This is a genomic window from Micromonospora chokoriensis (assembly GCF_900091505.1).
Classification (GTDB): Bacteria; Actinomycetota; Actinomycetes; order Mycobacteriales; family Micromonosporaceae; genus Micromonospora; species Micromonospora chokoriensis.
The window spans coordinates 3,570,914-3,583,497 of sequence record NZ_LT607409.1; the positions used below are offsets into that span (position 1 = coordinate 3,570,914).

9 protein-coding genes and 1 pseudogene are annotated in these 12,584 nt (G+C 67.7%); 3 read left to right on the forward strand and 7 right to left on the reverse strand.

Going from position 1 to position 12,584, the window contains the following annotated elements; translation table 11 throughout:
• Window positions 1-3: 3 nt before the first annotated feature.
• The 3 genes and pseudogenes from GA0070612_RS16795 to GA0070612_RS16805 all read right to left on the reverse strand — a co-directional run bounded on the left by GA0070612_RS16795 (window position 4) and on the right by GA0070612_RS16805 (window position 1,637).
• Entirely contained in the window at window positions 4-375 is a 372-nt protein-coding gene (locus GA0070612_RS16795; RefSeq protein ID WP_088988751.1) for a hypothetical protein, read from the reverse strand.
• Window positions 376-657: 282 nt separating this feature from the next.
• Window positions 658-813, reverse strand: a pseudogene (locus GA0070612_RS31485) (integrase core domain-containing protein); the annotation flags it as partial.
• Window positions 798-1,637, reverse strand: coding sequence for a hypothetical protein (locus tag GA0070612_RS16805; RefSeq protein WP_088988753.1), 840 nt, complete (start codon window positions 1,635-1,637; stop codon window positions 798-800). The pseudogene GA0070612_RS31485 and the gene GA0070612_RS16805, both read right to left, overlap by 16 nt.
• Before the next feature lie 253 nt (window positions 1,638-1,890).
• Between GA0070612_RS16805 and GA0070612_RS16810 the strand changes: the two genes are divergently transcribed.
• Window positions 1,891-2,928, forward strand: coding sequence for a DUF808 domain-containing protein (locus tag GA0070612_RS16810; protein WP_088988754.1), 1,038 nt, complete (start codon window positions 1,891-1,893; stop codon window positions 2,926-2,928).
• Window positions 2,929-2,971: 43 nt separating this feature from the next.
• Complete coding sequence (locus GA0070612_RS31490; RefSeq protein ID WP_157742506.1) at window positions 2,972-3,178, forward strand: hypothetical protein; 207 nt, start codon at window positions 2,972-2,974, stop codon at window positions 3,176-3,178.
• Here the strand turns inward: GA0070612_RS31490 and GA0070612_RS16815 are convergent.
• Complete coding sequence (locus GA0070612_RS16815; RefSeq protein ID WP_157742507.1) at window positions 3,175-3,591, reverse strand: hypothetical protein; 417 nt, start codon at window positions 3,589-3,591, stop codon at window positions 3,175-3,177. The genes GA0070612_RS31490 and GA0070612_RS16815 overlap by 4 nt on opposite strands.
• 218 nt (window positions 3,592-3,809) lie before the next feature.
• Between GA0070612_RS16815 and GA0070612_RS16820 the strand changes: the two genes are divergently transcribed.
• Window positions 3,810-4,718 (forward strand): NUDIX domain-containing protein, encoded by a 909-nt coding sequence (locus GA0070612_RS16820; protein ID WP_157742508.1) that lies wholly within the window; start codon window positions 3,810-3,812, stop codon window positions 4,716-4,718.
• An 84-nt stretch (window positions 4,719-4,802) separates the two neighbouring features.
• Here the strand turns inward: GA0070612_RS16820 and GA0070612_RS16825 are convergent, their stop codons facing one another.
• From GA0070612_RS16825 to GA0070612_RS16835, 3 genes are all read right to left on the reverse strand, one after another.
• On the reverse strand, window positions 4,803-10,847 hold the full coding sequence (locus GA0070612_RS16825; protein ID WP_157742509.1) for a P-loop NTPase: 6,045 nt from the start codon (window positions 10,845-10,847) through the stop codon (window positions 4,803-4,805).
• 46 nt (window positions 10,848-10,893) lie between these two features.
• Window positions 10,894-11,103, reverse strand: coding sequence for a hypothetical protein (locus GA0070612_RS16830; protein WP_088988758.1), 210 nt, complete (start codon window positions 11,101-11,103; stop codon window positions 10,894-10,896).
• A 139-nt stretch (window positions 11,104-11,242) separates the two neighbouring features.
• Window positions 11,243-12,490 carry an MFS transporter gene (locus GA0070612_RS16835; protein WP_088988759.1) on the reverse strand — a complete coding sequence of 416 codons (1,248 nt, stop codon included), beginning with the start codon at window positions 12,488-12,490 and terminating at the stop codon, window positions 11,243-11,245.
• Window positions 12,491-12,584 lie beyond the last annotated feature (94 nt).

Below are 12,584 nucleotides of genomic sequence, written 5' to 3' on the forward strand. Positions count from 1 at the left end.
GGGCTAGACCGCGAACGGCCACCAGGAGAGGCTGCTGTCCTCGTAGTAGTCCTTGTTGCAGACCCCCCAGGTGCCGACCGGCAGGTAGCTGACGCACTCGCCGTTCCGGTACAGCGAGCCGTTGCGGTAGTTCTCCCACTCGATGCCCACGCCGCTGTAGGAGCTGGTGTCCCGGCGCAACCACCACTTGTCGCCGTAGGCCTCGAAACAGGCCTGCATCACCCCGCTGACCGGCTTGCAGGACAGGCCGGACGACGGCGGCGTGCCACGCACGGCGTAGTTCGTCTCGTACGCCGGCGCGGCGCTCGCCGGGGTAGCCATGACGAGGGTCGCCGCGACGGCCGCGGCGGGCATCAGGACGGTCCGTAGCTTCATGGAGCCTCCCAGGTCCGTGTCGCCGTGGTGGCGACGGTGTCGGTGCCGTCGTTGCCGGTCGGCCTCTGCAGCCAGCACCGGCGGTTTCGGCGTTGGGACCACCGTGCCGAAGCGACCGTGAACGGACCTTGGACCCACCTTGGACGCCGGCCTCGCCCCGCCCGGTTCTATCAGGTCCGGTCATCGACGCCGACGTGCGCCGCTGGACCCCGCTTCCGGCGGGTTGGCCGTCGTCGGCGAGAAGCTGCCGCAGGTGGGTGGGAGTGAGCCGGGACGGGACGCTTGCGCTTCTTCCGGGCTGGCCCGGACCTTGACGTCGTCGAGGAGTGCGCGTCGCAGCGTCCGGTGGAACCGTTCCACCGTGCCGGTCGTGGTGGGCGAGCGGGGTTTGGTGTTGCGGGCCGCGATGCCGTTCTCGAACATCACCTCGGCCGGCACGCTGTTTCCGGCGTACGAGGGCCCGGATGTGCTGAGTGAGGCGGGGCCCGGCCGGGCTGGCGCTGGGTGAACCGCGACGCGGGCCTGCGGTGGTGGCTCCGGCAGCTTCCATTGCAGGATCTGCTCGTGGCTGGGTGCGGTCCATTTTCCGAACGTCGACAAGTCGTATGGCTCAAGGCAGACGTAACGGTCCAAGGCGGTGCCGATGCTTTCGTCGCCGGGTCCGACGAGGGAGCGCAGCAGGTCGGCGTCGAAGCGTTCCCGGGACACGGGTTCGGTGATACCGCGCAGGTGGTCGGCAAGTCCGGGCAGGTTGACGCCGGGAAGACGGTCGCTTCCCGCTGGTCCAGGTTCGTGCCGTTGTGGTCGGTGTGCTGCCAGGTGATGCGGACCGCGTAGACGGAATCCGGACCGGGCCCAGGTGGGCCGACGACGCGCAGCGCCGCGTCAGGGGTGAAGGTCGCGTCGCGCGTGGCGGCGCCGGAGGGCAGCGGCCACATGTCGTTTACGAGGTACGCGAGCCGGTCGGGGTGGGCGACGATCGCCTTGTCCTCGAAGAAGAAGTAGGCCAGGTCCACCTCGTCGTCGTTGGTACGCACTCGCAGCTCGACGAGGGTCTGTGGAGATGGCAGGCGGTGCTCCTCGATCGCCTCGAAGAGCGAGTCGAAACCGTAGGGGCCGCCGCCGATCTCGGCATCGAGAAGCGCCTGTGGGTCGTCGTGATGCCAGGCGCGCTGGAACCAGCCGAGTACCGTCATCTCGGGCACGTGGAAGACCAATGTGCTGAACGGAGAATCCACGCGCGACCGCTCCACGAAATACACGTGAGGAGCTTAGGTGTGCGAGTGGAGACCGCGTACGCCCTGATGTTCAGCCTCTTGACGGAACCAGGGGGTCGGGTCTGCTGCACCGATAGGTGACATCCGAGATGGCTTGCCCGGCGGGCAGGCTGGAAGGATGTCGCTGTGCCCATCGAGCTCTCGCCCGATGTACGACCGGGTGGTGGCGTGCCGCGCACAGGGACGTGAGCGAGAATGGGCCCGTTCGAACTGTGCGCACCCCTGGAAGGACCCTCCCTTGGCCGGTGGACTCGTAGCCCTGCTGGATGACGTGGCGGTGCTGGCCCGTGCCGCTGCCGCGTCGATCGATGACATCGGGGCGGCCGCCGCGAAGGCCGGCGCCAAGGCTGCGGGCGTCGTCGTCGACGATGCTGCTGTCACGCCGCAGTACGTGCGGAGCCTGGCGGCCGAGCGCGAGTTGCCGATTATCAAGCGCATTGCCGTGGGGTCGCTGCGCAACAAGTTCCTCATCATCCTGCCGGCGGTGCTGCTGCTCAGTCAGTTCGTGCCCTGGCTGCTCACTCCGATCCTCATGCTCGGCGGTGCCTACCTCTGTTACGAAGGCGCGGAGAAGGTGTGGGCCAAGATCGCCCATCACGGTGTCTCCGGCGCGGGCGAGGAGACGGTGCAGGACGAGACGACACTGGTGTCCGGGGCGGTACGAACTGACCTGATCCTCTCGGCGGAGATCATGGTCATCAGCCTCAACGAGGTGATCGATGAGGCGTTCTGGTCCCGCCTGGTGATCCTGGCTGTCGTCGCTGTCCTCATCACCGTTCTGGTGTACGGCGTGGTGGCCCTGATCGTGAAGATGGACGACGCAGGGCTGCGCCTGTCGCAACGGTCCGGCGCCGTGGCCACGTTCGGCCGCGGTCTGGTGAGGGCGATGCCGGTGGTTCTCACCGTGCTGACGGTGGTCGGCACCGCAGCGATGCTGTGGGTGGGCGGGCACATCCTGCTGCTGGGTACGAACGAGCTGAACCTGCACTTCCTGTACGAGGCCGTGCACCACGTGGAGGTCGCCGCCCACGACGCCACGGGTGTTCTCGGTGGGCTCGTCGGCTGGCTCGTCAACACGGTGGCCAGCGCGATCCTCGGGCTGATCGTCGGAGCGCTGGTCGTGCTGGTCATGACTCTCACGCTCCACCGCCGCAAACCCAAGGCTGCGGCTGCGACTGCGGCGGCGACGACTGGTACTGACGGCACCAACCCCGTGCCGCCGAGCCGTGCAGCTCAGCGTCTCGACGCTCCTGCGGACCGAGCGCCGCGCGGTTGACCGCACCATCACCGCAACTCGACCACGGGGGTCAGGCGTTCCGGTGCTGAACCGCGCTAAAAAGCCTGTTTCACAAGAACTGGCCGGCCTGCGGCGGGCCCGGACGAAGCCCGGCGGCGTTGCGGCTTCGTCCGAATACACCATCGGTATCCGGATGGAACCGCGCCTTGCCGGATCGCTGCCCGGACTCCGCCTCGGCTCGATCGCCCTCATGAAACAGGGCGCCAGCACATTCGGCTGGCCGCACTAGAGGCCGACGGTATGGCTGAGGCTGCACTTCGGGACATGCACACCACTGCGGATGAGGTCTTGGCTGCACACGGACACGAACGGCGAGATTCGTCGCTCGCGCCGACTGAACCGGCAACGGCCGGCGCAGTGACGAGAGGCGCCCTCGAAGACCTCGCGGCGTACCGCGTGCTCGCCGCGGAACACGACCCGCCCAGTCCGCCCCGTCAGCGGTAGCGCGGGGGCGCTGGCGTCGCCGCTGCGTCGGATGTGGTGGGGTGCGAAGGCGGTGGCCGGACCAGCGTCGATCGGCTCGGTGAGGGAATTCTCGCGCAGGTACACGTTGCCGGATGATCGACTTGGTCGGCGAGGGCGCATCCCTGCGGGGAAGCGGCAACGGTAGTAGGCGTCGCCGTGGTTGTACTGGTCCTGCATGCGTCGGTCGTAGGCGGCGCAGTAGATCATGCCGGAAGACGTACGGGTTGCGGGTGCGCGAATGCGCCGTTCTGCGATCGTCTCGTCACTGCTATAAAGGAGGCAGTCCTGTCGAGGAGCTGAGTACGTGGTGAACCGGATTCTGCATGACCGCTGACCCGACCACGCGACTTGTGGCCGCCGCGTTGCGAGCTCTTCCCCGTGCCGACGAGAGCCCCATGCCGGTGGACGAAATCTGCCGCAAGGCCGGATTTGCTCAGGAGGCCGCGGCGACGGCGGCACCCGTCCTGACCACCTTTCTAACCCTGTTCGGGGTCGTGGCAGTCGACGACCGGCAGGCGGTCAAAGCCAAGTCCCGCACTGCCTCGCTGCTCGCCCGCAGCCTGGCCGAACACCTCGACGAGAGTCGTTCCCTGCTGGACAACTGGTCGCGGACGGCCATGACCGACGCCCCCTACGCTGAGCAAGAGATACTCGCCGGGCCACTGTTCCTCTACCTGCTGGAACGGCGGCGGCTCGCCCGGGACGGGAACGCGCTTCCGCTTGAGCAGGCGAAGGTCGCTCAGGTGCTCGTCAGCCGACGCCAGGGCGGCGACGCTCCAGCCTTCCTGTTGCTCTACGACGCGACGGCACGGCGGTTCCAACTTCCCGGCGGTCACATCCGGGCCGACGACCCGTCGCCGCACGAGGCGGCCGTCCGTGAACTCGAGGAGGAGATACCCGACTTCCGGTTCGACCCGCAGCGGGACCGACTCGAGATGCTGGGCACGGTGACCGTCACCGAGGTGTCGCGCAGCAACGGAGTGGTAACGGGGTACGAGATGACGTTCTTTCACCTGCGTACCACCCGTACCAGGCTGGATGGCGGCCCGCAGGCACAGTGGGCACCGGCGCAGATTCTGCTGACAGCTGACGCTCATGTAGCCGGCCGGCGGCTGAACACGGCCGGACTGAGGCTACTCAACCCGACCGTGCCGGGCAGCCTGGCCGGGTTGCCGCCCAGCTTCGTGGCGGCAAGACGGGGCTGGATCACCACCACCGCGAAGACGAAGCCGCTGGAGTTCTGGGGCCTAGTCATCGGCATCGTCGGGGTGCTGATCTCCGTGGTCTTCTTCCTGTTGTCCTAAGCAGATATCCGCTTCCGCCGCTGGATCTGCTTGTACCTCTGGCGCCGCTTGCACCACCAGAGGTCCGTGCGGTGCCAGCCCGGTTCATTCGTCGTCCGTCCCCAGGAACTGCAGCGGCACCGACGGGGTCGGCTCGCCGGGGCGGCGCATGACCCGTCTGCCCGGTCCGAGTTCGTCCACGACCCATCCGTGCCTGACGACCAGGGCCTGTAGCTTCGGCGGCTTGGTCTCGACTCCTCTGGCCAGCAACGCCGACCGCAGCCGGTCGCCCACAGTGGTCAAATACAACGGCAAACCCGACTGGACCATCTGCGTCACGATCTCATTCAGCAGGACCTCCCAGTCGACCGGATTGCTCGGCCCTGCTACCGCGGGGGCATTCATACCGGTGGAGGGCCCTGTGACCGGAGCGACCGGGCTGAGGAGGTGGACGTCGGGCCGCACCTCGGTAACTGTCCAACCCGGCAGCTTGTCGATGTACGCCTTCAGCGACTTACCCACTACGGCCGTGTACGGGTCGGCCCCCAGAACAGTACGTAGTCTCGCCCCCAGGACCTGCAGGATCGGCTCCTGATCGTTGTCCACCATGCTCTGGTACGTCGATGCCAGGGCATCCTCGAAGGCCCTTCCCTCGGTCCGGGCCTCGGAGAACGACTCGGCCGGCGGGTCCGGCTGAGTGGTCGCGGCGACCTCGACGACGGGACTCACCCTCCAGTTTTTTACTGTCCAGCCGGGCAGCTTTTCCAGCCGGGACAATAGCGAGCTGTTGCCGATGACGAAGTTGTACCGATCGCCGAGGACCCGCTTCAGCTCGGCCTGCACCTTCTTGACCGTCGGCCACTTCCCGTCGGCCGACCGCAGCGACGCGACGGCCCCGGCGACGGCAGCCCCGAGCTCCGCGTCACGATTCTTGCGCGCCGTGGCCGCAGTGGTGTGGCCGATAGACGCCGCAGTCCGTTCGCCGCCGCCGACCCGGCCGAACGCGACCGGCGAACGCAGCTTGATCTTCTGTTGCGCGCCGGTTCCGAATCGGTGTAGCCAGGCGTACTGACCCCACAAGGCGTCCAGTGACGGCACGCCGAGGCGTTGAGCTAGGGGAGCCGCGCCGACGAACCGGGACTCGGCCCAGTCACGCACCTCCGTGACCGGGACGCTGTCACGGTCGTCGGCGAGCAGCCGCTCCAGCTCGATGTGCAGGTCCGACTCAAACCGCCCGGGCAGGTCCGCGACGTCAACCGTTTCACCGCCCACATAGCTCGTCGTCTCCGGGAACAGTTCGACGTCACGGGCGTCGGCGCCTCGCGGGCCGAGCGTGAGGACGAATCTGACCACCTGCCCGCGCTTCGGCGATCGGCCGGGCTCTCGGTTGACGATCCGGTCGAAGTCGAAGTTCATCCGCAGGTCGTCGACCGCCTGGATGATGCCGGTGCGGTTCTGCTCGCTGACGTACAGGATGCGACCGATCTGTTCGCCTTCAGCCCGAGCGAGGGCGGACATCCGGCCGTCGGTGGTGCGGCCCGCAGCGAGCAGGTAGACGATGGGGTCGTCGTCATTGGTAAGGGAGAATCGGTCTGCGTCCCGGATGATCGAGGCGATGTCGACGTCCGCCATCTGAAACGCCGCACGCACACGCTCCACCAGGAAGGACAGTTGCGTGTCGCCGACCGAGGAACGGGCCTCCAGTAGAGCAGTCGCGAATGAAACTATCCGGTCTCGGTGCAGTTCGTCGGCGCGCTCGGTCTGCCGTTGCTGAGGTACGGCACGGTTCTGCCGGGGGAGCAGCGGGACATGTTCCCGGTGCCGATCGGCTTCGCGCGCATGCAGCGCGTCGGGGAGATGACCCGGCTCTACCGCCCAAGCCCGCAGGCCCTCCGGGCTGAAACCGAGGAAGAAGTTGACCTCGTCGTTCTCGTTGCTGTCTTTCTGGAAGCCCCCGATGATGGGCACGAAGAACGCCGTGACCTTCTCGGCCAGCTCGATCCGGCCAGCCTGCGGGCCGTCGATGTAGTCGATGATCCCATTCACGCGCTGCAGCGGCTCGGTGTTGCTCCAGAAGTTGGCGGGCCGATTCCAACCGCCGAGATCGGTGTCGGCCACCAGCGGGCACCATGCCGGCGAGGTGGCCAGCCAGAGAAACGCCTGGCGGGTCCGGCCGATCATATTCTTGTAAGCTTGCTGCTGCGGCACGATGAACCGGTCTCGGTCGTCCATCCGGCCGTCGAACCAGAGGTAGAACTGCAGGCAGTACTGATAGTAGTGGGACCGCCAGGACGGGAACCGGTCGGACCAGCCCTTCAGCTTGCCCAGTACCTCGTCGATGTCGAACCCGGGCAGCAGCTTGTACGCCTCGAACCACAGCCGGTAGTCCTCCTCCTTCCGGCTGCTCAGCGACAGATTGTGGTTGGCCAGTTGGACGATGCGCCGCAGCTCGTCCTCATCCAGTTCGCGCCAGCTGCGCTTGCCCCGCACGTAGTAGGCCTGGGCGAGCGCGCGGCGCAAGGCCGGGCTGCTGCGGGTACCCGCGACGGCGACCTCCCACAGCTCGACGACAGAGTCGAGGTCGTCGTAGAGCCGGCGGATGTCGGTCTGGCAGCGGGTCATGTAGATATCCGGCTGTTCCAGCGTGCCGTACAACTGGGCTGCGGCGTCGAGCAGCTCGTTGGCCACGGTGAGGTTCTCGGTGATCCACTCGCTGGCGTCGTTGTCCAGCTCGGCGACCGACTGCACTCCCTGCGCGCGCTTGAGGACCTCCGCCACGTCGACGATCGCCTGAACGTGGGTGATGTAGCCGTAGATGCCGTCGGGGCTCAACTCCCGGGCCGTGGTGAAGCATTCCACGGTACGCGCGAACCACTCGTCGGTGGCGATCATCACCGCGGACAATCCGTACCGCCGGGCGCGGCGCATCTCCTGGCGCATCCGGCTGCGCCGGACCAGGCCCAGCGTGTGGTGGTGCAGTGCATCGCCGGGGACCAGTTCGACGGCCCGGCTCACATACTCCTCGGCTTTGTCCAACTCGCGGTCAATGACGTACATCTGGTGCCGGCCGAGGTGATTCCAGAAATGTGGTTCGTCAGGCACGTGCTCGACGAGGCTGCGCAGCACCTGGTGACCGAAGTCCTGGTTGATCGCGTCCAGGCGTTCGATCAGCGGAGCAAACTTGCCGCGATCCTCCACATCCTCCGAGGTGCTGCCCTGCCGGTCGACGAACATCTGGCGCAGCAGGACGCGTACCGGCTCGGACGCCGGATCGGTGTTCTCGGCCAACGCGATGATGAAGTCGATCGCCAGGTCCTTGAGCTGCTGCTCCCAGTTCTGGTCGTTGACCAACTCGACGAGTACCTGCTCGGCAAGCAGCTGATGCAGTAGCCGCAGCCGGTCGGCGCGTACTGTGACGAGCCGGGCCGCTTCGACCCCGAGCAGGTCGGCCGTGGTCAGCTCGGCGGTCGGGACCGACACCCGCATCAGCTTCTGCACCAGCTCCACCTGCAGACCCGAGTTGGAGAAGATCGTCGTCAACGCGAGGAACTGCAGCACTGTTCGTGCTCTACCGCGAACCTGCCGCAGATGCGTGCGCACGTACCCTTCGAGCTTGTTGAACTCCCGCTCGTAGGTGATCAGGCCGTAGAAGAACGGGGTGCGGTAGACCGCGTAGCCGGGGGTGCGTAGCAGACCCAGTTCGGACAGCCTGCGCGGGTCGTCGGTGAGTTCAGAGTACCGGCGGCGAAACCACTCTCCCTCCTCGTCATCCAGCGGCTCCGACACGCTCAGGGTGCTCCGATCGGCCGTCGGCCCGACCGTGCGCCGCACGTACAGGATGGTCACCCGGGCGTTGCGGCTGTTGAGCTCGCGGTAGAGCTGCTCGCGGTAGGGCTCGGACAGGTCGCCACCGTCCGCTACCAGTAGGACCGGGCGCTGAGTGAGCACGAAGAGGCCCTGGAGTCGATCGGCGATCAGACTGACGCGTGCCCCATCGATGGGGATGCCGATCCGCAGTACGGCCACCGGATGTTCCAGGTGCAGATCCCACGCGGCACGCAACGCGGTCGTCGTGCCGCCGGAACCCGGTTGATGCTCCAGCAGCACCGTCCGGGTGCGATGGCTCTCCAAGCTCTTGCGGACGGCCGCGAGCAGTGCCTCGTTGACCGTACGCGGAACGTCGGCCCCGGCGTCCAGATCGGCCCAGGTGATCAGGCCTCCGCGCCAGAACGCCTCGTCCCCGCTGCGGGTCTCGCTTTGTTCGATCTCGCCGTGCAGCACCGTCATGTGCTCTTGCAGGACCTGCATGGTCTCGGTGGACACGTCGACGAGCCGGCCGTCCACCGTGGGCAAGCTGTGGTTGCGTTGCAGCGGTGTCGTGCCCGCGGTCACGGCCAGCCGGGCCAGGAAGTCCGGGACGGGCAGCGGGACGTTGGTGATCGGTACCATCGAGTGCAGCTCGGCCGTCCCGACGTGCACGAACGTGGCCGAGCCCCTGGTGACCTCGTCAATCGCGTCGATCACGCGCAGCAGCCGATCCCGGCTGGAGTTCGCGACGTCCTGTGTGCCCCCCTCAAGTAACAGAACCGTGATGGGTACCTCTCCGGTCGCGGCGCGGAACGAGGCCATGAGCTGCCGGATGATGTCCAGTCGCTGGTGCACCCAGCTGCGGAACTCCAGCGGTCGTTCCCGGCGTGAGGTTGAACCGGCCGCGAGCATCCAGGCCGTACTGCGGTCGTAGGCGGCTTGCGGCCGGTCGGTGGTGAGGGTGTGCACCGATCGTTGCGCGCGTACCAGCGGGGAGGCCGTCGCGTAGAGGCCGTCAGCATCCGACGTAGGGTCTAGATCGATGACCACCGACCACGGTAGTTGACCGATCGCCGCCAGCTCCGGGATCCGCGGCAACTGCTCCGCGACCAGCACGTACCGGGCCGCCCGCGGTGAGAACCGGGACACCGCCTGCCAGCCCTGCTCCCACAGTGCGTCGTTCTGCTCGGCCGTCGGGGGCGTCGGGGTCTGGTCCTCCTTGACGGTGAACATCCGCCGATAGCGCAGGGTGTACCAGCCCGCGTAGGCGAGGCAGACGCGGGCCTCGTCGGTGCCGGGAAACCGCCGTGCCCACTGGAGGGCCGCGACCATCCGGGTCAGCATCACCTGCTGACGGAGCTGGTCGGAACGGCCCGGCTGGGTGTTGACCCAGTCGCCTATGCCGGCCCGCCCACTCCGCAGAAGATCGACCAGCCATCGATGCCCGTCCGGAATCACCTGGGTGGTCGGTGCCTCGGCTGCGTCGAGGCAGGACGACAACACGGGCAGCGTGATGTCCGCGTAGAAGTTGATCAGGACACTGAGCTCCAGGTACGCGAGGTCGATGCCCGCCACCGAGATCCGAGCCTGGTCCACGTCGACGATCCAGAAGCTGTCGTCACCGGCGCCCTCGATCTCGGACCGCTCGACCAGCAGGTTACCTACGTGCAGGTCGCCGTGGGCCAGCCCGGCCATCACCGGAAGCCTGTCCTCACCGTGCGGGTCCAGCAGCCGTCGCGGGTTGGCGAAGGCGCGCCCGTGATCGTCGAGCACGTCGTTCGCGCCGAACAGGTCGGCCACCACGGACAAGCTTTGCTCCGCCTTGTCCACACCGACCACGGTGGCGAGCATCTCGTACGGGGTCATCAGGGTGACTGAGCTGGGATCCGACCAGGCCGCCATGACCTCACGGCTGAGGTGGCGCACCACGCGTAGCAGGTTGGTGGACTCCCGTCCCGGCGGAGTGAACCGTGCAAGACTGCCACCGGCCACCTCGTGCAGCGAGGCGACCAGGCCTTCCGGGCCGTCACCCTGCTTGTAGATCTCCAGCAGCCGGGGCAGGTGCCGTTCGGCGAACTGCTCGTCGCGTTGCCGGATCAGCCGGTGTGCCGCCCGCTCGTTCGGCTGCACGAGATTGTCCGCCGCCGGCCCGACGCGCAGCACATAGGAGCCGGGAGCCCGGTCGGCGGTCTCGCCGCTGACGTCGATGCGGACCAGCTCCACACCGGAGCGACCGGGTGCCATCGGGGCAAAAAGAATCTTCGCTGCCGGGAGCCATTCCCGCAGGGCGGCCTCTGCCAGTTCCTGGTGTCGGGGGTCGCGCAGGCGAAGCTCTTCTTTCATGCAAGGCCTCCCACGTACAACGCAGCCGGCTGTGCGCACGGTCACCTTACTGCCACTGCCTGATGATCTGTCGGTAGCGCTGCCCTGCCGAGCTTACCCAGCGGCCCCAGGTCGAGATGTAGCAAAAGCGGCGCGATTTCGTCGCCGGATGGGCGATCCCCAGGGCGGACATTCCGTCGGCCATGATTGCCGCTGTCGGCCGCGGCCGCTCTACCCTGACGGTCAGTTCGGCGGGCGGCAGCGCCGGATTCTCCATCTACCGGCGCCGTGCCAGTCCACCTCTCCTCGCAACCCGAGGATCTCCGCCGGCGAAGCCATGTTGTCCAGCATTACCACGATCATGCAGACGAGCGGACCGTTGACCTGCGCACGCCCTCGATGCCAGCCCGGCGGCGTCAGGTCGTGGAGGCCGGGGCCGTCTCGCGGACCAGCGTGACAGCGCTGCGGTTGGCGGCCGGAATGATCAGCGCCGATGCGACGAGCGCGGCGACGGCGATGCCCAGCCATCCCCAGAAGCCGAAGGCGATGACCAGGCCGGAGAGCGCCGCCGGGCCGATGATGTTCTGCGTGATCACGTGCAGGTCGAACGCCCCCAGGTACTCGCCCTGGGCGTGCTCGGGGGCGAGGCCGAACGCGAGCCCCCAACCGGAGGCGGCCTGCATCACCTCGGCCACGGAGAGGATCAGCACGGCGGCGACGATCGCCACGGACGCCAGGACCACGTTGTCGTCGAGCGCGGTCACCGCCAGGACCGCGCAGCCGCCGGCCAGCCAGTAGCCGGAGCGCCGGGCGAGCCGACCGGCGCCGGGCACGGTGTCCGCGCCCCGGCTGGCCCGTACCTGGAACAGGATGACGAACGCGGTGTTGACGATCAGCAGCAGAGGAATCAGGAAGTGCGGCAGGTCGGTGCGGTTGAGCGCCCAGAGCGGCAGCGTCACCAGGATGATGCTGACGTGCGAGGCGAGGATCGTCGAGACGCCGATCACCGCGAGGAAGCGTGGGTCGCGGACTGCGGCGAAACGCTTGAAGCCCACCGGCGCGGGACGCGGCGGTACGTCGGGCAGGCGGGTGACGAGCAGCGCGGCACCGGCCATCAACGCGGCGGTGGTGAGGGGGATCAGCACGAGCAGCCGTTGGCTGAGGGCGGCGACGGCCGCCACGCCGATGCCGATGCTGAACCCGATGTTGAACACCGACCGCATCATGGCCTTGAGCTTCACCCGCTCCTGGGCGGGCACGAGGTTGCCGATGAGGGCCCCGTTGGTCGGGCCGGTGCCGTACTCGAGGAAGCCGACGGTGACCACCAGCGCGAAGAAGGCGGTCGCGCTGTCGACCAGGCTGTAGAGCCCGAATCCGACCGCCAGCGCGGCGAACAGGATGACGAGCAGGCGGCGGGCGCCCACCCGGTCGGCGATCACACCGAACAGGACCGACGAGAGGAAGGCGGACAGGCCGGCGGCCGACAGGCCCAGGCCCACCTGCCGGGCGTCGAGTCCGACACGCAGCGTGAAGTAGACGACGCTGCCGCTGAGGAAGACTCCCTTGCCGATGGACTCGGCCAGTCGGATCGCGATCAGCTTCCGGCGGAGCGGGTCGGTCGGTACCAGGCCGGCGAGAACGTCCGTCACTCGTGACAAGGGCATGGGTCAATCCTGGCGACGGCGGTGTCCGGCGGACAGGGCGACAGGTGCAGCGGGTACGGGACGACGTCCCGGATCGGCCGGGAAATTCCCCCGT